This is a genomic window from Haloarchaeobius sp. FL176, assembly GCF_024609245.1.
Lineage (GTDB): Archaea > Halobacteriota > Halobacteria > Halobacteriales > Natrialbaceae > Haloarchaeobius.
This window is the reverse complement of sequence record NZ_JANJYH010000001.1, coordinates 436570-453926: the sequence shown is the minus strand read 5'-3', so window position 1 is coordinate 453926 and position 17357 is coordinate 436570. Positions and strand designations below refer to the sequence as shown.

Below are 17357 nucleotides of genomic sequence, written 5' to 3'. Positions count from 1 at the left end.
CGCCTCCCTCGTCGTACGCCGTCGACGCTCGTGCCCGAGCCAGGGGTTCAGCTGCCCTCGCTGCCGAGGCCCCTGGCTACCCTCGCTGACGATGCGTCGATGCCGCCGCCCTGTGCGAACGACCCGCTGCCACCACCACCACCTCCGTAGTCGGCCGTCACCCTCTCCACCACGGCCGACGCGTCGTGGCCCGGCCCGGCTGCGACCGCGACGAACGTACCTCCGGACTCGCCGACCGCCACCACGACATCCGCATCCCGACCCGCTGACGCCTGGAGTGGTTCTCGGCAGTCGTTCGCCTCGACGCCTTCTACGGTCGCGACCAGCCAGGTAGCGCCGTCCCGCTCGACCGGGTCCGCTGCCGACAGCGCCGACGCGACCAGCTGTCGGCGGGCGGACGCGAGCGACTCCTCTAACTCCTCGACCTGCCCGGAGAGCCGCGCCGCCGCGTCGGCGAGGTCCGCCGGCGGGGCGTCGAGCGCCCGGCCGGTGTCGAGCACAGCCTGTTTCTCCGCGGCACGGTGTTCGATGCCGCGGTCACCGACCGCGAACTCGATCCGCGTCATCCCCTCGCCAGGGTTCGAGCGCGAGAGCAGCGTCACCGGGCCGATCTCGCGGGTGTTCCGGACGTGGGTCCCGCCGCAGGCCGCCACGTCCCACGGGCTCTCGCGCGGCTCGCCCGGCACCACGTCGCCCTCGCCGACCGTCACGACGCGTACCTCGTCGGCGCCCTCGAACACGCCCTCCTCCGTCTTCGTGTTGAACGCGACGAACTCGTCGTCGCGCAGCTCCGCGAGCGGCACCGACTTCCAGCCGACTTCGCGGGACTCCCAGACCGCCATGTTCGTCAGTCGTTCCAGTTCGACCAGCGTCTCGTCGGTCACGTCGCTCGACGTCGTCAGGTCGACCCGGACCTTCTCCTCGTCGATGCCGAAGCCACCGTAGCCGAGGTCGTCACAGACCCGACGCGCCGCGCCGTACAGCACGTGGCTCGCGGTGTGGGCCCGCATGCAGTACATCCGGAACGTCCAGTCCACCTCGCAGACGACCGACGAACCCTCGTGGAAGCCCGGCGCCTCGGCCAGCGTGTGGACGTGCTCGCCGTCCTCGACCTGGACGTCGACCACCGGCACGCCGCCCACGGTGCCGCGGTCGCTCGGCTGTCCACCGCTCTCGGCGTAGAAGTAGCTGGTATCCAGCCGGACCGCTCGCCCGTCGACGCCCGCGACAGTGGTCTCGAAGCGTGTCGTGTACGGCTGGCTCGCTGCGAGTTGCCCCGTCATTACGCGACTGCAAGACGTGCGGGCGAGAAAAACGTGCCGCCGCTCGGGGCCTCGCGTGAGTCTGGCGTCGGCCGCCACCCGGACTTCCCGTCGCGAGGCGATGGGCCCGGAACTGCCTGGCTGGTGTCGTCACTCCCAGGTGCAGGTCACGGAGACGACCGACGGAACGAGACGCAGCGTCGCGTTCAGGCGAAGGAGTTCGCGATTTCGGCGACGGCCGCGTTCAGCACGGCGTCGCGCTCGCCGGCCAGGAACTCGACGTGGCCGTCGCGACCGCCGACGACGCTGACGCCGCCGCCGTCGACCTGTGCGGCGATCTCGTCGCCGACGGTGCGGACGTCGATGGGCGAGGTGCTCCGGATGTGGAGCTCGTCCTCGTCGAGGCCGAGGGTGACGAGGTCGTCGTCGTCGGTCTCGGCTGCCTCGGAGCGGTGGAGCGCGTCGAGGAGCAGTTCGGTCGGCGGGAAGTCGAACCGGTTGCTGAACGCGTCCGCGTCGAGGATGGCGAACTCGACGCCGTCGGCCGAGCGCGTCGAGAGGTTGCGCCGGGCGGTCTGGAGCTCGCGGTCGAGCTTGGTGCGGAACTGCTCGCTGACGTGGCCCGCGAGTCCGTCCGCCTCCTCGAACAGGATGTCGGTGATGAGCTCGCGCTTGTCCTTGTAGGACTGGTAGAACGCTTCGAGGCCGACGGCCTCGCGGAGTTCGTCGGTGTCGTCCTCGGTGTAGCCGGCCTCGCTGGCGAGGTCGATGTAGGCCTCGGGGGTGTCCTGCCAGTAGCTGACCGCGGGCAGGTGTGCGAGGTCGTCGCGCACGTCGCTGTTGACGTGGGCGGCGACGTTGGCTGCGAGCGCACTCGTCGTCACGTCGGTGACGTCGCCCGCGAGGTGCGGGTCGACGATACCGCCGAGGTCGTCGACGACCTCGTCGTCGGGGTAGCCCGAGTCGACGACGAGGCACTCGGCCCCGTAGACGTCGAGCAGCTCGTAGCCCTCGCGGGACTCGAGCGTGCTGCCGAGGTCGACGAGGACGACGAGCGGGAGCTGCTCGCCGTGGCGCTCGCGCGCGTCGAGCATGTCGGTGACGTCGTCGGTCGCGGCGTCCATGCCGTAGACGGTGTCGTCGAGCGGGCGGCGCTCGCAGAAGTGGTACTGGGCGTCCTGGCGCTCGTGCTCCGCCGCGACGAGCGGGAGGACGGCACGCTCGATGGCGGCACCGGCGACGTAGCCGTCGGCGGTTGCTGTGTGCCGGACGACGACCGGACGGCCCTGGATGACCGCGCGACGGATCTCGGTCGCAACGTCGCGGATCTCGTCGGCCACGGTGGTGACGGCATCGTGGTCGGCGAGCAGGTCGACGCTGCCGGGGTCGGCCTGCTCGTCCAGCGCGGCGTCCATGCGGTCGGCGACGTTGCTGGCGTCCTCGTCCTCGAGCGTGGTCAGGACCTCGGTCTCGATCTGGACCTCGTCGTGGTGGCGCTCGACCTCGCCCTCGAGGCGGACGACGTCGTCGACCTCCACGTCGGGGTAGGCGCGCACGCCGGCCTCCTCGAAGGCGGCGACCTCGACGACGCCCGTCTCGTCGCGGATCTCGAAGACGGTCGGGCCGGAGGTCTGTCGGACGCTGATGATCTCGCCCTCGATGCGGACGACCTGGCCGATGAGGTCGGTGACGCTATCGACCGTGCTGCGTGCGAGCTCGGAGTGGTCCTCGGTGTCGTCGGTCTCGGCCGCGGTACTCGGCTCGGTGTCGTCGACCGCGTCGGTCGCGTCGGCGGTCTCGTCGCTGCCTTCGGCCTCGCCTTCGGAGGGGGCCTCCTCAGTCGTGTCGGATTCAGTGGTCGCGGGGGCGGCGTCGTCCGCATCGGGCGTGCGAACCTTCTGCTTCGCGCCGGCGTTCCCGCCCGCGGCGACCGGCTCGGTCTTCTCCTGGTCGGGCTCGTCGGCCTCGTCAGGCTCGTCGGGCAGTTCGTCGCCCTCCGGCGTCTGGACGAGCTTGCCGCGGAAGTCGGACTCGCGCTGGCGGATGGACCAGCCCAGGTCGACGTTGCCGTTGTCGCGGATGTCGGTCACCTGGACGTAGACCGAGTCGCCGGCGTCCCAGTCGAGACTGTCGAGTCGACGGTCCAGTTCGCTTCGGTGCAGCAGGCCCGTCACGGAGGTCCCGATGTCGACGAAGACGCCGAATTCGGCGAACCCGTCGACCGACCCCTCGTAGTAGCGGCCGGGCTTCAGCTGGTTAGCTCGGTTGCCTTCGAAAGTGAAGACGACGTCTTCCTCGTGGCTCGAACATATGTGCCCGTCAGCAGAGGCACCACAGATGATACAGTTACCCATTTGACCGAGTAGAGTAGACCCGGCCTAAAACGGTTGTCGAATCTGTGTCAGCGATAGAGCGAGAGGTACAGCATGCTGAACCCGACGATGAACGGGATCGTCTCCGCGACCTGGAAGTACGTCGCGGTCTCGGCAGTGGCCTCTCGGGTGATCTGTGTGCTGATGGTCGTCAGCGCGACGCCCATGCTGATGAACGCGAAGCCGATGAACGCAGACTCCAGTCGCCTACCGCCCTTCTGGTTGTACGCCTGGAAGCTGATGAACGTCAGTCCGAGCGCCAGCGCGAACAGCACGAGGCGCAGGCCCATCAGGAGCACGTCCGCTATCGCACTCAGTTCGACCACCAGCCCTCACCCCTCGCTGGCCGCCGTGGCTGGCAGTCCCGACGTGGTGGCTCACCGACCGAGCTCGTCCCAGAGACTGGAGAAGCGGTCAGGCAGGTTCTCCTTCCGGTAGATGCGGATGTCGTACTCATCTTCTTTGAGCCGAATGACAGTCGCGTCGAAGTTCGACTTGAACGCGTCGTAGTGGTTCCCGTCGCGGGCCACGAGCGTCTCTGACGAGATCAGCTCGTGTTCTTTGAGCATCTCGATGCGACGATACACGGTCGGGAGCGAGAGGTCACAGAACTCTGCCACTTCTTTCGCTGACCGTGGCTCCTCGCTCACGGCTGCGAGGACCTCTCGCGCGGTCTCGTCCCCGATTGTATCGAGTATCTCTTCGATTGGCCGCTCGTCGTCCACGACACTACGTGACCGGTTGGTGACTAAAAGGTTTGTGCCCGAAGGGTTTCAGCTGCCGAACTCGCGGCGATAAACCTACTCGATAACCCGGTTATTACATCGGATGAAAACGCTAACTGGTCGTTATGTGGATAGGCGCTGAAGTGGGAGTATGGCAACGACTGACGACTCAATAGATGGGTTGACCGAACACTGTGATCACTGCGGTACGGAGACGCTCCACAAGGTGTCCGTCCAGATAATCACGGAGAGCAGCAAGCAGGAGAACGCCCAGTTCTCCCGCGAGCCGTACCGCGTCAAGGAGTGTCAGACCTGCGGCGAGCGTTCCAGCCAGCGGATGAACAACGCCTGAGCCGCTCGCTCATCCCACACCGGAGCCGTGGCGGTCACTCGAACACAGGGGAGTCGGCCGCCAGCGACTCCACGTCTGCTGCCATCTTCTCTGCCTCCTCGGGGAACAGGGACACCTGTACCTCGTTCCCGGAGTCGTCCTCGAAGACGAACTTCAGACGCTTGTCGCCGAACTCCCGGACGTCGGCGGACTCGACGTCGAACAGCTTCGCCGAGGCCGACTTGTTCGTCGGACCCACGTTCTTGATGCTGCCGTCTTTCAGTTCGACCATGAACTCGTCGAGTTCGAGTGCGAGCATAGCCGTCCGTTGTCGACACCGGACCATAGTCGTGGGTGGTCGGGCCAGCCGCGACGGCAAGTTTCCGTTCCTGCGGTCGGTTCCGAGCGACGGTCCGCCTACCTTGAAGTAGGCACCGGACGAACCCACGTGTGTATGGAACTCACCTGGTTCGGACACTCGACGTTCGGTGTGACAGTCGGCGAGACAGAGCTGCTCATCGACCCCTTCTTCGACAACCCGAAGACCGACACCGACCCCGAGGAGCTGGACCCGGACTACGTCCTGCTCACGCACGGCCACGCCGACCACATCGGCGACGTGGACCGGTACGAGGGGACGACGCTCGTGGCGACGCCAGAGGTCGTGGAGTACTGCCGGGACGAGTTCGGCGACTACGAGGCCATCGGTGGGATGGGAATGAACGTCGGTGGCACGGTCGAGTGCGGGGACGCCTACGTCACGATGCACCGCGCCGACCACACCAACGGGATGGAGACCGGCTACGGCACCTCCGGCGGGATGCCGACCGGCTTCGTCATCTCCGACACGAAGCCCACACAGGTCGCAGACGAGGAGTCCGAGACGTTCTACCACGCGGGCGACACCGGGCTCATGACCGAGATGCGCGATGTCATCGCGCCGTACCTCGAACCTGACGTCGCCGCGGTGCCGATCGGCGACCACTTCACCATGGGTCCGTGGCAAGCCGCCATCGCCGTCGACTGGCTCGACGTCGACTACGCACTGCCGATCCACTACGACACGTTCCCGCCCATCGAACAGGACCCCGACGACTTCGCCCGCGAGGTGCGTGGGACGGGTAGCGACGCCGAGGTCGTCGTCCTTGAGGGCGACGAGAGCTGGGCCCTCAGCGAGAATCTGCTCGACTGAGCCGCAAGCGACTCGTTTTCGAGACGACCCGAAGCCCGGCAGTGGCCGGGTCCGGGTGCCTACTCCGCGAACTCGATGCCGGTCATCTCGAACCTGAGGCCGTTCTCCGCGCCCTCCTCGAGGCTGATCTCCCAGCCGTGTGCCGCGACGATCTCCTGGACGATACCGAGTCCGAGCCCGGTACCGTCCGGCTCCGTGGAGAAGCCGGTCTCGAACAGCCGCTCGGTCTCCAGGTCCGGGTCCGGTAGGCCGTCGCCGTCGTCCTCGACGACGATCGCGTCCGCGGTGGACTCGACGGAGACGGTCAGGTCATCGGTGCCGTGTGGCTGGTCGGCCGGCGAGCCGTGTTCCACGGCGTTCCGGAAGAGGTTCTCGAACAGCTGGCCGAGCCGGCTCCAGTCCGCCAGGACGATGCCCGAGGTGTCGTTCTCGAGGGTCGCGCCGCCGGTCTCGACGTTGCTCCAGGACTGCTCGACGAGCGTCGACAGCGGTGTCGGCTCCAGTTCCTCGCTCTGGTCCCCTTCGCGGGCGAGCGTGAGGAGCTGCGTCGTGAGTCGGTCCATGCGGTCGAGGCTCCGTTCGATCTCGTCGAGGTGGTCGCCCTCCGGGTCGTCGCGGGCGAGCTGCAGGCTCGTCTTCGCGACGCTGAGCGGGTTCCGGAGGTCGTGCGAGACGACGGAGGCGAACTCCGCGAGACGTTCGTTCTGCCGCTCGAGCTCGGCTTCGCGGGTGGTGCGTTCGGTCACGTCGCGGTACACCCAGATGTTCGCCTCGCCCGTCGGCGTGGTGTAGGGGATATAGCTCCGTTCGAGCGTCCGGCCGTTCGCGAGGGCCAGCTCCTCGCCGTGGACCGGCTCGCGCGCGTCGAGCAGCTCGGCGAGTCGCGGGACGAACGCCTCGGGTTCCGCGAACCGGTCCGAGATGCGCTCCCCGGCCTCCTCGCAGTCGCTCCCGATCAGCTCACAGGGGTCACGAGCGAGTTCGAGGAGTTCACAGAGGCGCTCGTTGGCCAGCAGTACCTCCCTGGAGGCGTCCTCGACGAGCACGCCCTCGGGCAAGTTCTCGACCAGCGTCTCGAGGACGGGGCCCGAGGACTCCAGGGAACAGTCTGTCATGAGACGCGTGTTCTGTACGAAACGGAATAACAGTTCTGTCCGTCGGACCGATTCCTGTGGGGAGTCCGGCTGCGATAGCCGGGCAGTTACTCGTCCCCGTCGCTCTCGACCGCACCGGCGAGGTGGTCTTTGCTCACCCAGCCGACGGCGAGGCCGAGCGCGATGGCGAAGCCGAGCGCGAACGCCTGGATGATGGGGAACGCGATGCCGCCGGCACCGGTCGAGGACGCCAGCGCGCCGAAGCCGACCGCGATGGCGATGAGGTAGACGAACACCTGGACGGCGGCCCCGAACAGCGCGCCGACCTGCCCGTCACCCAGCTCGGAGTCGCTCATGCGGTCCTCGACGAGGTCCGCGAGCCAGAAGCCGAGCGCCACCACGATGGCCGCGATGATAGCCGTAGGGAGGAACTCGACCGCGCCGTTGAACGCTGCGGCCAGCCGGCCGATGCCCAGTTCCTGCATCACCAGCAGGCCGACGAGCAGGTAGATGTACAGGGTCGCGAACTGGCCGAGCAGCTGGCTCAGGTCGCGTCCGGGGAGGAACTCGCCGACGGGCGAGTCCTCGGCCATCTCGTCCAGGCCCATCCGCCGCGTCACCTTCACCACGGTGCCCGAGACGAACTTCGCGGCGAGGAACCCGACGACCAGGTAGACGAGGGCGTACAGCAGGTTCGGCGCGATACCCTGAAAGTCGGTGACGACTCGGGAGAACGCGTTGTCCAGCCACCGGATGAGCGGCGTCGCCGTGATCTCGAAGTTGTCCTGTAGCGGAATCACGCTGACCACCCCATCGTCGTCGTCGCAGCGTTCCGACCGTTGCCAATCCGTATATTACTTTGAGCTGTCATGGCTCGTTCAGTCTGTCTCCGGTCCTGTAAGTAAAGTTTTCGTACACGATTCACCTGAGACAGAGTCGCGTCACCCGCAAGAACAAGTATGAAGGCGCTGCCGGGCGAGGACACGAATGCAATGTCCAAAGAAGTCCACAGCGTCTCAGAGGAGGGCTACAGCACCGAGAACACGATCCGTGACTTCGAGACGACCGTCGACGCGACCGGCGAGGCTGCGCCCGACACACTCGAGGCGCTGCTCGCCGCCTACGCGTCCTGCTACGTCCCCGCACTCCGCGTCGGCGCGGAGCAGCGGCAGGCTGGCGACCTCGGCCACATCGAGATCGACACGACCGGCGAACTCAACGACGACGACAAGCTCGCGTCCGTCCACTTCGACGTGAAGGTCGCCGGCGACATCGGCGACAAGGGCGACGCTATCGTCGAGCGTGCCCACGAGCTCTGCAAGGTCGGCGACGCGGTGAAGCCGGCGCTCGAGGCCGAGGTCGACATCGAAGGCGACGCGTTCTGAGGCCGGCGTCGCGCTGTCACCGCCCGTCTCAGCCGTCGCTGTTCGGGCGCGGGAGAGCCGTGAACGAACGTTCGACGACCTCGAACGGGTCGTAGACGGACTGGTGACAGCCGCAGTAGCTCTTGTTCGCGGCACCGAACTTCGGGGCGTCGGAGCTGTCCTTGAACCCCGGGATGCAGCAGAAGTGCGTGCACTTGTTTAGGAAGGCGATGAAGCCGTCGACCGTACTGTCGGCGAGCCACTCGTCCTCCTCGGCGGCGCGCTCGACGCGCGTACTGCGGATGACCTGGATGGGGAGCGTCTCCCCGCTGTCGATGTCCTGCGAGCGCCAGGTGCAGTTCGCGGGCTTACCGTAGCCGTCATCGCCGATGCCGTTGCCCCAGTCCGCGTAGTCGTCGAAGTGGTCGACGTGGACGCGCTCACCGATGCTCCTCTCGGAGCTCTGCCAGCCGAGGCGTGTGTTCGCGCTGTAGCGCATGTAGTTGTCGTAGTCGCCGTCGGGCTGGACGTTCTGGAAGGTCTGGCACCCGCAGTACTGGAACCACTGGGTGGAGTAGGTCACCCCGCCGAGCTCCATCTCGGCGACGGTGACGGTCGTGCCGTCCTCGAGCTCGCGCTCCTCGGACTCGGGCCAGACGCCCTTCAGGTAGCCCTCGTCGTCGAGTTCGAGCGGAATCTGTGGGAGGCCACGGGGAGCGGGGCCGTCGGTGTTCTTCGCGGCGCGGTAGGTGACTGACCCGCCGCCCGTGCCGCTCCCGGTCGTCGTGCCCTCGATGGCAGCACCGGCCGCAGTGCTGATAGCGGCCATCGCCGCACCGCCCGCGACGCCTTTGACGAACCGTCGTCTGTCGCTCTCTGTCGGGTACTTGTCGGAATCCATGGGGACCATTCGAAAGTGACCCGGTCGGGAGACAAATACGGGGCCTGCCGTTCCCACCCTGTGTGAACGGGAGTAAAGTTCTTGTCAGATGACGGCTGACGTGCGCGCGAGCGCAACCCTGATACGGATGCTCACGAAACGTCGTGACATGAACAACGGCTGGACGGACCAGGTCGTCGGCGAGCGCATGACGGTCGACAAGGAGTTCACACAGGACGTGATCGACTCGGAGTTCTCCAATCAGGAGTGGAACCTCATCATGAGCGCGGTCGAGTTCGAGATAGAGAACCCCGAGTCGCCGGCGGACGCCCGTATCGTCGCGAACACGGAGAAGGTGGCGACCATCGTGCCCGAACTCGACGACATCAACGCCCAGATGCAGGCGATGGGCGGAGCGCCCGGCGGCGGGTCACGTGACCGCGGCTCCGGCGGTGGCGGCATCGTCGACTCCGTCAAGTCCGCACTCGGCATGGGTGGCGATGGCGGGGACGACGAGCCCGACCAGAAGCGTATCGACGCGGCGAGCGAACTCGCGGGACGCTACGGCGAGGAGCTCCAGGCGCATCTGGAGTCGAAAGGCCGCTGGGAGGAGGTCTGTGCGGTCGCAGCGCGGGCACCGGCGGACGACGAGCGCTAGCCGTCCCCCGACCGGAACATCGTCAGCTCTTCCGCCTCGTAGATGTTCAGCAGCTCCGTCACGAGCTCGTCGTAGCTCTCGTCGTCGACGCGGAGACTGTCGAGCCGTTCCACCGTCTCCTCCCGGAGCTCTATCTCTGGCATACGGTAACATACGTCTGGGTTACCCAAAACTCTATCTCAGAGCCGCGCCAGCACGGCGTCGGCCACGTCCTCCGTCGACGCCTCGCCGCCGAGGTCCGGCGTGTGCGGCCCCTCCGCGAGTACGCCCTCGACGGCGGCGCGGACGCGGTCGCCCTCCTCGTCGTAGCCGAGGTGCGAGAGGAGCATCGCGGCCGAGAGCAGGGTCGCTGACGGGTTCGCGACGCCCTCGCCGGCGATATCGGGGGCGCTCCCGTGGACCGGCTCGAACAGCCCGTTCTCGGGGCCGACGTTGGCCGACGGGAGCAGACCGAGGCCGCCGACGAGACCGGCGGCGAGGTCCGAGAGCACGTCGCCCGCGAGGTTCGGGCAGACGACGACGTCGAACTGCTCGGGGTCGAGGCAGACGTGGGTGGCGAAGGCGTCCATCAGGACCTCCTCGGTCTCGACGCCGTGGTCGTCGGCGACCCCGACGACCGCGTCCCGGAACCGGCCGTCCGTCTCCCGCATCACGTTCGCCTTGTGGGCGACGTGGAAGCCGTCGAGGCCGCGGTCGTCGACGTAGTCGCAGGCGAACTCGGCGAGGTGTTCGGAGGCAGATGTCGTGACGACACGCGTGAGCGTCGAGAGGTCGTCGGAGAGCCGGGCTTCGTGGCTCGAGTAGACACCTTCGGTGTTCTCGCGCAGGAAGACGAGGTCCGTCTCCGGGCGGAGCGCGTCGACGCCGGGGTACGCCCGCGCCGGCCGGATGTTGACGAAGGAGTCGACGGCCTCCCGGAGCGGGAGCACCACGTCGGCGGCGGTCTCGCCGGCCGCGCCGAACAGCGTCGCGTCGGACTCGGCGACGAGCTCGTACGTCTCTGCGGGCAGTGCACTGCCTGTCTCGGCCTTCGTCGCGTCGCCTGCCTCGCCGTGGACGAACTCGAACTCGCCGACCGCGTCGAGCACGTCGACGGCGACCGGGACGACCTCCTGGCCGATGCCGTCGCCGGGCACGACAGCGATTGTCTCTGTCATGACGGAAGCCACTCGGCGTGCTCAAATCAGGATTCCGGAAGGGGCCACATCCGCCAGCACTGCGTCGCCGACGACGCGAGGCCGCCGGTACGGGCGCGTCAGGCGTCGCGACGCGCCCACCGCTCGTCGAGGCTGACCGCTACACCGGCGTCCCGTGCCCGTTCGCACCACTCGGCCGCCGTCTCGCGGTCGTCGACCGCGGCGCAGGCGTCGACGAGTCCCTCCACCGCGTCCCTGGCGCGTCCGTCCGCACCGACCTCGAGGAAGTACGGTACGGCCTCGGTGAGGTGGTCGCGGGCCCTCCCCGGCTCGTTGGCCGCGAGCGCGGTCAGCCCCCGCTCGAACCGCGCCCGGGCAGTTGCACCCGTTGCCTGGTTGCCGTCGAGGGTCTGGAGCGCACGTTCGAGTGCCGCCGCTGCGGCCGCGAGGTCGCCGCGCTCTCGTTCGGTGACGCCCCGTTCGGTCGCGACGAGCGCGACGGCGGTCGGGTGCCCACCTGCCGAGGTGAGGTCGTGAGCCCGGTCGAGCGTGTCGATGGCCGCCCCGTACTCGCCGCGATTCCTGCGGACGGTCGCCAGCGCACGGAGCGACCGCACCTGTACGGTCCGGTCGCCGACCTCCTCGGCGAGCTCGACCGCCCGCTCCGCATCGTCGAGGGCTTGCCCGGCGTCGCCGTCGCGAGCGAGGACGAGTGCTCGTCCGCGGCGCAGGATCGCCGCCGTCCGACTGTCGCCGGCTTCTTCGGCGGCGGTGAGCCCGCGCTCGTAGCGCTCACGGGCGGCCGCGTCGTTTCCGCGTTCGTACTCGATGTCGCCGAACGTCCCGAGGAGCGCGGGGACGACCGCGCGTTCGTCTATCTCGCGGGCGACCTCGATGGCCCGCTCGACGTGCCGCTCGGCCGCGTCGAGGTCGCCGGCCGTGAGTTCGAGGTTCGCCAGCGTGGCCAGACTCTCCCCTTCGAGCGCCCGGTCACCGATTTCCCGTGCGATCTCGAGCGCGCGGAGGAACCGCTCGCTGGCGGTCTCGACGTCGCGGCGTCGGCGGTCGAGCTCGCCGAGGTGGCTCAGAACCGACGCCTCGCCGCGGCGGTCGTCCAGTTCGCGGTACCGTTCGAGGCTCCGCCGGAGGTGCTCGGTCGCGGTCCCGTGGTTCCCCCGGTACGCGGCCACGAGCCCACGTTCGCGCCGTGTCTCCGCCTCGGCACGCGGTTCCTCGAGCGCCTCGAACGTTTCCAGTGCCGCCGTGAGCTCGGTTTCCGCCTCGTCGAGGTCGCCCCGGCCGTGGGCGATCTGCCCGAGCAGGAGCCGGCTCTGGGCCACCTCGCGGGGGGAGTCGAGCGACTCGGCGAGGGACCGACGTTCGCGAGCGTGACGCTCCGCCGCCTCGTGTTCCCCACGGCGGCGGGCGATCTGACAGCGGCCGTACAGCGCGGTCAGCCGGCGTTCGTCGGCGTCGACGCCGGGGCAGTCGCGGGCTGTCTCGACGAGGGTGTCGAACTCGGCGCTCGCACGGTCGAGTGCGCCGGCACCAGTGAACATCTGGCCGCGTGCCTCGATGGCCCGCAGCCGCGCCTCGTCCGAGCACGCCGCGGGCAGTTCGATGTCGGACTCGCCGGTCGTCCCGAACAGCGGTGCGAGCTTCGGGGCCGACGTTCCGAGGTCGAACACCTTCCTGATGGCCTCGTCGGCCCAGTCGGTCGGGTCGGCGACGATGCCGTCCAGCGCAGCCGTGTGGCCGCTGGCTGCTGCGGCGACGGCCTCCCGGTCGTCCGCGCTGTCCGCGAGGCCGAACAGGGCGGTCACCGCGGCCGCGAACCGGTCCGAAGCGTCAGCGCGGTCGTCGCCGAGGCGTTCGAGGTAGCGAGTCGACCACGTCTCGGCGACCGAGCGGTAGCCCGTCGTCCCGTCGCCCGGCGAGCCGAACAGGACGTGGCCGTGCATCCGCGAGAGCGCGTCGTCGACTGCCGCCGCGGTCTCGTCCACCGTCTCGCGCCCGACAGCACGGAGGTACGGCTCCGCGACCGGCAGCCCGGCCGCGTTGAGCACGTTCGCGAGGACGCCGACCTCGACTGCCAGGTCGCCGCAGTCGTCGAGGTCCCGTCGGAGGCGGTCGACGTCCTCGTCGAGCGTCGAAGGCGTCCCGTTCTCGTAGGGGGCGAGTGGTTCGACGTAGCTCGCCAGGCGGTGAAACAGCAGCGAGATGTCGTCGGGGGCCTCCGACCGCACGTCCCGCACGACGTCCGCGACCGGGACGGCGAGCTCCTGGTCGGTCAGGTCGTCGATGCGCTCCACCACGCGCTCGACGTCGTCCTCGGTGAGCGGCGGCATCGTCACCGTCTCGACGGCCTCGTGGCGGAACGATTCGAGTCGTGCGTCCACCGGGAACTCGTCGGGGTCGCGCCACTCGGACTCGCGGGCGTCGACGAGGAACGCCACGTCGTCGTCGCCGTCGAAGTCGCGCATCACCTCGAACACCGTGTTCGCTGCCGCGCGAACCGCGTCCTCGACGACGACGAGGACGGGCCCCTGCGTCGTCTCGACGAACGCGTCGAGGGTTGCGCGCGACTCGAACGGCTGACCGCTCGCGCTCTGCCGGTAGAGCACGGCAGCGTCGTCATGCTCGTTGAATCGGCAGGCGACGCGACGGGAGAGCGTGCTCTTGCCGGTCCCCGGCGGCCCGACGAGCGCGACCGACTCGCCGTCGCGGACGCGGTCGAGGAGTGCCGCGGTCACCGACTCGCCGTCCCTGGTCCGGTCGACCGCGTAGCCGGCGTCGACCTCGGGGAGCCCGAGCCCGGCCCGCCACGCGGTCGCCGGCGACATCGGTTCCCGGCGCTCGAAGTAGCGGTCGTCCACCCGGACGAACCCTTCCGAACGGAGCGTCGTCGGGAGACGCCCGCCGGTGAGCGACGGCAGATCCGTGTCCGTGGCCGCGTCGCGGAGCGCCGCGGTCGCCTCGTGGGTGTCCGCGGCGACCGAGTCGTACTGCTGCTCCGCCCACGCGACGGCGTCCTCGTCGTCGGTGTGGAGGAACCCCGCGATGTCGTCGCCGTCGTAGGCGACCAGCGTGACCGCCGTCTCGGGGGCGTCAATGAGGACGAGTCCCACGGCCGGTACGTCGCCGGTCCGGGCGGTGAACGCCGACGAGTCGGCGAGTTCGGCGACCATGTAGGGGAACTCCTCGCGGAGTCGGGACAGCTCGTCCGCGCTCGTGTGGACGGTCACGGGTGTCCCGTCGCGCACGGCGCGGGCGTGGCACAGGCGCAGGTGTCGCGAGTCTGCGAAGCTGGGGACGACGGCACGATAGCGGTCGGCATCGCGCAGACGGCCGGCGAGATGCTCGAACAGCCGGTAGGGGCCGTCCGTCGATGCCTCGGTCGCGCAGGTGACCAGTTCGAGCGGTAACGCTCGGTCCGGTGGGATGGCCTCGAGCACGTCCCTGGCGGCGAGTATCTGCCGCTGGTCGACGAGGAACGTCCGGTACCGTTCGGCGGCGAGCCGTCCGGCCTGTGTCGTCACGTATCCCTCGGTCTCCCTGGTCACCAGTCCGGCCTCGTCTAGCTCTTTCACCGCCCGGTCGACCGTCGAGCGCGAGTGGTCGAGGGCCTCGACCAGGTCGGGCTTGTGGGCGTGGGTGGTCTGCAGCTGCTCCAGGAACTCGACCCGTCGTGCGATGACTTCGATCTCCTCCGGTTCGGCCGACAGGTCCATATCGTGCCACGGGAGGGAGTTCTGTTAAATCTTTGCGATGCGGTGCCACGCTGCAATTATACTCCGTCTGGTACTTCTCCCCACGGCGTGAACACGCTCCCAGTCGGTGAGATAAGTACACGTCGCTCACAACGATTCGGACGCCGATGGATGGGCCGTCGCAGTGTCGACCATCGGGAGCCATCGCCCGCATCGTGTCCATCTGGGTCACCGTCGTCCCGTGGTCCGCTGACACCGACCACCGTGCCTGCGGGGGAGCCCTCCGAGACCACCTGTCGATCACGGACGCTCGGTATCGTCGGCGGCCGCCGACTGGACGGTTGGGGGACCGTTCGGCCGGCGGTCGTCGGTACCGGTCCAGTGCAGTCGGCTCCCAGGTCGACGCCCGTGACACCGAACGTCGGCAGCTGGTGGGACGCCACGTCCTTCGTCGGGATACCAGGCGTCTCACTCCGACCCGCTGACCGTGGGACCCGAGAGGGAACGGGGCCCACCGCCGCGGCTGTGCGCCGTGTCGAGACCACGCGACCACCACAACACTTTTATCCCCGGCGCAGAAATATTTACATGCAGTAGCGACTCGAATAGAAATCAGTAGTTTCTTGTATCAGTCTCCAGTAGCAATTGCTCCCGGTACCGAGCCGGGCCCGACGACAGGCCAACCACCCTGCTGACGACAGTGTACTGCCCGACACCGAGCGACAGCTACGTCGCTCGTCGACCAAGATACGCAACTCCGCCGCTCACATCACAGATGTACGATACGACACAGGATACGATTGCAGTCCCGAACGACCCGACCGAACTCGCGGCCCGCGACGACGTCGACGAGGTCACCCAGCAGTTCGTCCACGAGGACCACGACTACTGCGAGGAGGAGTACGCCGGCCGCGCCATCGTCGGCGTCACCAACGACGCGGACGAGCTGCTGCTCATCGTCGCCGAAGGCGGGGAGAACGCGGTCCTCCCGAGCCCGAAAGTCGACGGCGACGGTGACTGGATCGAAGCCGCCCGCGGCGAGGTCTCCGAGGTCGCCGGCATCGACGTCCGCATCACTGGCGTCGAGCGCCTCAGGCACGCCGAGCAGATTCTCGGTGGCGGCGGCGACCCGGCCGACGTGACGACCCACCTCGTCCTCGCGGGCGAACCGGTCGCCGACGACCCCGAGCTCGCGCCACCCACGGACGAGTCGTGGACCGTCGACTGGCTCGACAGCTACCCCCACGACATGCTCGACGAGGACAGCCCCTCGGGCGACGACGTGCGCCTGTTCCTCGACTGACCGCGCCGAGGCCCGCCCCTCGGTCCGCCGACAGCCAGCACAGCCTGCAACCCCCTGCGACCACCGACAGCCATGTCAGAACACAATCCACAGGACCCCAGCACAGCCGACGACCAGCCCGCGCCAGCCACTGACGGCGGTCTCGCCGTCCACGCGCCAGTCCACAGCGCGAACGACGAGTCCATCGCCGTCACGGTGACCGGACTCGCGCCCGGCGAATCCGTCACGGTCACCGCCGAACTCGTCGCTCACGACGGCGTGACCTGGCGCTCGGAGGCGACGTTCACCGCCGACGAGGACGGAACCGTCGCGCTCGCCGAACACGCACCGGAGTCGGGAAGCTACGACGGCGTCGACCCGATGGGCTGGTACTGGTCCATGGCCGCCACGGACGAAGAGACGCGCTTCCCCGCTATCAGCGACGAGCCGACCGTCGACATCGAGCTCCGCGCGACCGCTGGCGACCGGTCCGCGAGCCGGACCATCACTCGGCAGGTGTACGCCGACGACGTGACGGCGAGACCGGTCGACCACGACGACGTCGTCGGCACGCTGTACGAACCCGCAGGCGAGGGGCCCCACCCGGCCGTCATCGAGCTCCACGGCTCGGCCGGCCGGCTCTCGGACTCGACCGCGAAGGTGCTCGCGAACGAGGGCTACGCAACGCTCGCCGTCGACTACTTCGGCGAGGGTGAACCCATCCCGGACGACCACCGGCGGGTTCCCCTCTCCTACTTCGACACCGCCGTCGGCTGGCTGCACGACCAGCTCCGGGTCCGCACGGGTCCGGTCGGTCTCGTCGGCGCGTCCCGCGGGGGCGAACTCGCGCTCCTGCTCGGGTCGCGCCGCGACTGGGTCGGTGCCGTCGTCTCCTACGCCGGTAGCGCCATCATGTGGGACACGCCCTCGGGCGAACCCGCCTGGACCGACGACGGTGAGCCCGTCCCGCACGTCGTCGCCGACCCGACGCCCGGCGCGTCCATCGAGCAGGGGCTCACCGAGGAACAGGTCGAGCGCGCGACGGTCCACGTCGAGGAGACGGACGGCCCCGTCCTGCTGCTCTCGGGCGGGGACGACGAGGTATGGCAGTCTCGCTACCTCTCCGATCTCGCGATGGAGCGCCTGGAGCGGGCTGACTTCCCACACCGGTTCGAGCACCACACCTACGACGGTGTCGGTCACTTCATCGGTCGACCGTACGTCCCGATGACCGGCGTCGGTCCCGCCGACCGTGCGAAGGCCACCGCGCACGCCGCGGCCGACTCCTGGCCGCGCGTGAAGGCGTTCCTCGCGGCGGGGCTCGGTACGACCGAAAGGATAGAAGCGTAGC

17 protein-coding genes are annotated in these 17357 nt (G+C 68.6%); 6 read left to right on the top strand and 11 right to left on the bottom strand.

Features of this window, described 5'->3' with window-relative positions:
• Positions 1-47: 47 nt before the first annotated feature.
• The 4 genes from NO978_RS02275 to NO978_RS02260 all read right to left on the bottom strand — a co-directional run bounded on the left by NO978_RS02275 (position 48) and on the right by NO978_RS02260 (position 4359).
• A complete protein-coding gene (locus NO978_RS02275) occupies positions 48-1283 on the bottom strand; it encodes a DHHA1 domain-containing protein (RefSeq protein WP_257297893.1) in 1236 nt (411 codons plus the stop codon).
• Positions 1284-1468: 185 nt separating this feature from the next.
• Positions 1469-3616, bottom strand: a complete 2148-nt coding sequence (locus tag NO978_RS02270) for an OB-fold nucleic acid binding domain-containing protein (RefSeq protein ID WP_257297892.1) — start codon at positions 3614-3616, stop codon at positions 1469-1471.
• A gap of 47 nt (positions 3617-3663) precedes the next feature.
• Complete coding sequence (locus NO978_RS02265; protein WP_257298053.1) at positions 3664-3924, bottom strand: hypothetical protein; 261 nt, start codon at positions 3922-3924, stop codon at positions 3664-3666.
• A gap of 87 nt (positions 3925-4011) precedes the next feature.
• Entirely contained in the window at positions 4012-4359 is a 348-nt protein-coding gene (locus NO978_RS02260; RefSeq protein ID WP_257297891.1) for a helix-turn-helix domain-containing protein, read from the bottom strand.
• A 151-nt stretch (positions 4360-4510) separates the two neighbouring features.
• On the opposite strand from NO978_RS02260, the gene NO978_RS02255 reads away from it, so the two are divergent.
• Positions 4511-4711: a hypothetical protein gene (locus tag NO978_RS02255; RefSeq protein WP_257297890.1), complete on the top strand. Its 201-nt coding sequence runs from the start codon at positions 4511-4513 to the stop codon at positions 4709-4711.
• A gap of 34 nt (positions 4712-4745) precedes the next feature.
• On the opposite strand, the gene NO978_RS02250 is transcribed toward NO978_RS02255, so the two are convergent.
• On the bottom strand, positions 4746-5009 hold the full coding sequence (locus NO978_RS02250; RefSeq protein ID WP_257297889.1) for a hypothetical protein: 264 nt from the start codon (positions 5007-5009) through the stop codon (positions 4746-4748).
• Between the two features lie 135 nt (positions 5010-5144).
• Between NO978_RS02250 and NO978_RS02245 the strand changes: the two genes are divergently transcribed.
• Positions 5145-5882, top strand: a complete 738-nt coding sequence (locus NO978_RS02245; RefSeq protein WP_257297888.1) for a metal-dependent hydrolase — start codon at positions 5145-5147, stop codon at positions 5880-5882.
• A 59-nt stretch (positions 5883-5941) separates the two neighbouring features.
• Here the strand turns inward: NO978_RS02245 and NO978_RS02240 are convergent, their stop codons facing one another.
• Entirely contained in the window at positions 5942-6997 is a 1056-nt protein-coding gene (locus tag NO978_RS02240; protein WP_257297886.1) for an ATP-binding protein, read from the bottom strand.
• Positions 6998-7083: 86 nt separating this feature from the next.
• The gene (locus NO978_RS02235; protein WP_257297885.1) at positions 7084-7776 is read right to left on the bottom strand and encodes a hypothetical protein; all 693 of its coding nucleotides are present in this window, start codon (positions 7774-7776) and stop codon (positions 7084-7086) included.
• 192 nt (positions 7777-7968) lie between these two features.
• Between NO978_RS02235 and NO978_RS02230 the strand changes: the two genes are divergently transcribed.
• Positions 7969-8361, top strand: a complete 393-nt coding sequence (locus NO978_RS02230; protein ID WP_369684092.1) for an OsmC family protein — start codon at positions 7969-7971, stop codon at positions 8359-8361.
• Positions 8362-8389: 28 nt separating this feature from the next.
• On the opposite strand, the gene NO978_RS02225 is transcribed toward NO978_RS02230, so the two are convergent.
• On the bottom strand, positions 8390-9250 hold the full coding sequence (locus tag NO978_RS02225) for a ubiquinol-cytochrome c reductase iron-sulfur subunit (RefSeq protein WP_257297883.1): 861 nt from the start codon (positions 9248-9250) through the stop codon (positions 8390-8392).
• 139 nt (positions 9251-9389) lie between these two features.
• On the opposite strand from NO978_RS02225, the gene NO978_RS02220 reads away from it, so the two are divergent.
• Positions 9390-9878: a DUF5799 family protein gene (locus tag NO978_RS02220; RefSeq protein ID WP_369684091.1), complete on the top strand. Its 489-nt coding sequence runs from the start codon at positions 9390-9392 to the stop codon at positions 9876-9878.
• Here NO978_RS02220 and NO978_RS02215 read toward each other — a convergent pair.
• The 3 genes from NO978_RS02215 to NO978_RS02205 all read right to left on the bottom strand — a co-directional run bounded on the left by NO978_RS02215 (position 9875) and on the right by NO978_RS02205 (position 14745).
• Positions 9875-10021, bottom strand: coding sequence for a hypothetical protein (locus NO978_RS02215; RefSeq protein ID WP_257297881.1), 147 nt, complete (start codon positions 10019-10021; stop codon positions 9875-9877). The genes NO978_RS02220 and NO978_RS02215 overlap by 4 nt on opposite strands.
• Before the next feature lie 36 nt (positions 10022-10057).
• On the bottom strand, positions 10058-11035 hold the full coding sequence (gene leuB / locus NO978_RS02210) for a 3-isopropylmalate dehydrogenase (protein WP_257297880.1): 978 nt from the start codon (positions 11033-11035) through the stop codon (positions 10058-10060).
• 98 nt (positions 11036-11133) lie between these two features.
• On the bottom strand, positions 11134-14745 hold the full coding sequence (locus NO978_RS02205; protein WP_257297879.1) for a tetratricopeptide repeat protein: 3612 nt from the start codon (positions 14743-14745) through the stop codon (positions 11134-11136).
• 754 nt (positions 14746-15499) lie between these two features.
• Between NO978_RS02205 and NO978_RS02200 the strand changes: the two genes are divergently transcribed.
• Together NO978_RS02200 and NO978_RS02195 are read left to right on the top strand one after the other, a co-directional pair.
• Complete coding sequence (locus NO978_RS02200) at positions 15500-16027, top strand: hypothetical protein (protein WP_257297878.1); 528 nt, start codon at positions 15500-15502, stop codon at positions 16025-16027.
• A gap of 72 nt (positions 16028-16099) precedes the next feature.
• The gene (locus tag NO978_RS02195) at positions 16100-17356 is read left to right on the top strand and encodes an acyl-CoA thioester hydrolase/BAAT C-terminal domain-containing protein (RefSeq protein ID WP_257297877.1); all 1257 of its coding nucleotides are present in this window, start codon (positions 16100-16102) and stop codon (positions 17354-17356) included.
• The last annotated feature ends 1 nt before the right edge of the window (position 17357 follow it).

Coding starts and splice junctions, on each gene's coding strand:
- NO978_RS02275 (WP_257297893.1), bottom strand. CDS start 1,283: ATGACGGGGCAACTCGCAGCGAGCCAGCCGTACACGACACGCTTCGAG.
- NO978_RS02270 (WP_257297892.1), bottom strand. CDS start 3,616: ATGGGTAACTGTATCATCTGTGGTGCCTCTGCTGACGGGCACATATGT.
- NO978_RS02265 (WP_257298053.1), bottom strand. CDS start 3,924: ATGGGCCTGCGCCTCGTGCTGTTCGCGCTGGCGCTCGGACTGACGTTC.
- NO978_RS02255 (WP_257297890.1), top strand. CDS start 4,511: ATGGCAACGACTGACGACTCAATAGATGGGTTGACCGAACACTGTGAT.
- NO978_RS02250 (WP_257297889.1), bottom strand. CDS start 5,009: ATGCTCGCACTCGAACTCGACGAGTTCATGGTCGAACTGAAAGACGGC.
- NO978_RS02245 (WP_257297888.1), top strand. CDS start 5,145: ATGGAACTCACCTGGTTCGGACACTCGACGTTCGGTGTGACAGTCGGC.
- NO978_RS02240 (WP_257297886.1), bottom strand. CDS start 6,997: ATGACAGACTGTTCCCTGGAGTCCTCGGGCCCCGTCCTCGAGACGCTG.
- NO978_RS02230 (WP_369684092.1), top strand. CDS start 7,969: ATGTCCAAAGAAGTCCACAGCGTCTCAGAGGAGGGCTACAGCACCGAG.
- NO978_RS02225 (WP_257297883.1), bottom strand. CDS start 9,250: ATGGTCCCCATGGATTCCGACAAGTACCCGACAGAGAGCGACAGACGA.
- NO978_RS02220 (WP_369684091.1), top strand. CDS start 9,390: ATGAACAACGGCTGGACGGACCAGGTCGTCGGCGAGCGCATGACGGTC.
- NO978_RS02215 (WP_257297881.1), bottom strand. CDS start 10,021: ATGCCAGAGATAGAGCTCCGGGAGGAGACGGTGGAACGGCTCGACAGT.
- leuB (WP_257297880.1), bottom strand. CDS start 11,035: ATGACAGAGACAATCGCTGTCGTGCCCGGCGACGGCATCGGCCAGGAG.
- NO978_RS02205 (WP_257297879.1), bottom strand. CDS start 14,745: ATGGACCTGTCGGCCGAACCGGAGGAGATCGAAGTCATCGCACGACGG.
- NO978_RS02200 (WP_257297878.1), top strand. CDS start 15,500: ATGTACGATACGACACAGGATACGATTGCAGTCCCGAACGACCCGACC.
- NO978_RS02195 (WP_257297877.1), top strand. CDS start 16,100: ATGTCAGAACACAATCCACAGGACCCCAGCACAGCCGACGACCAGCCC.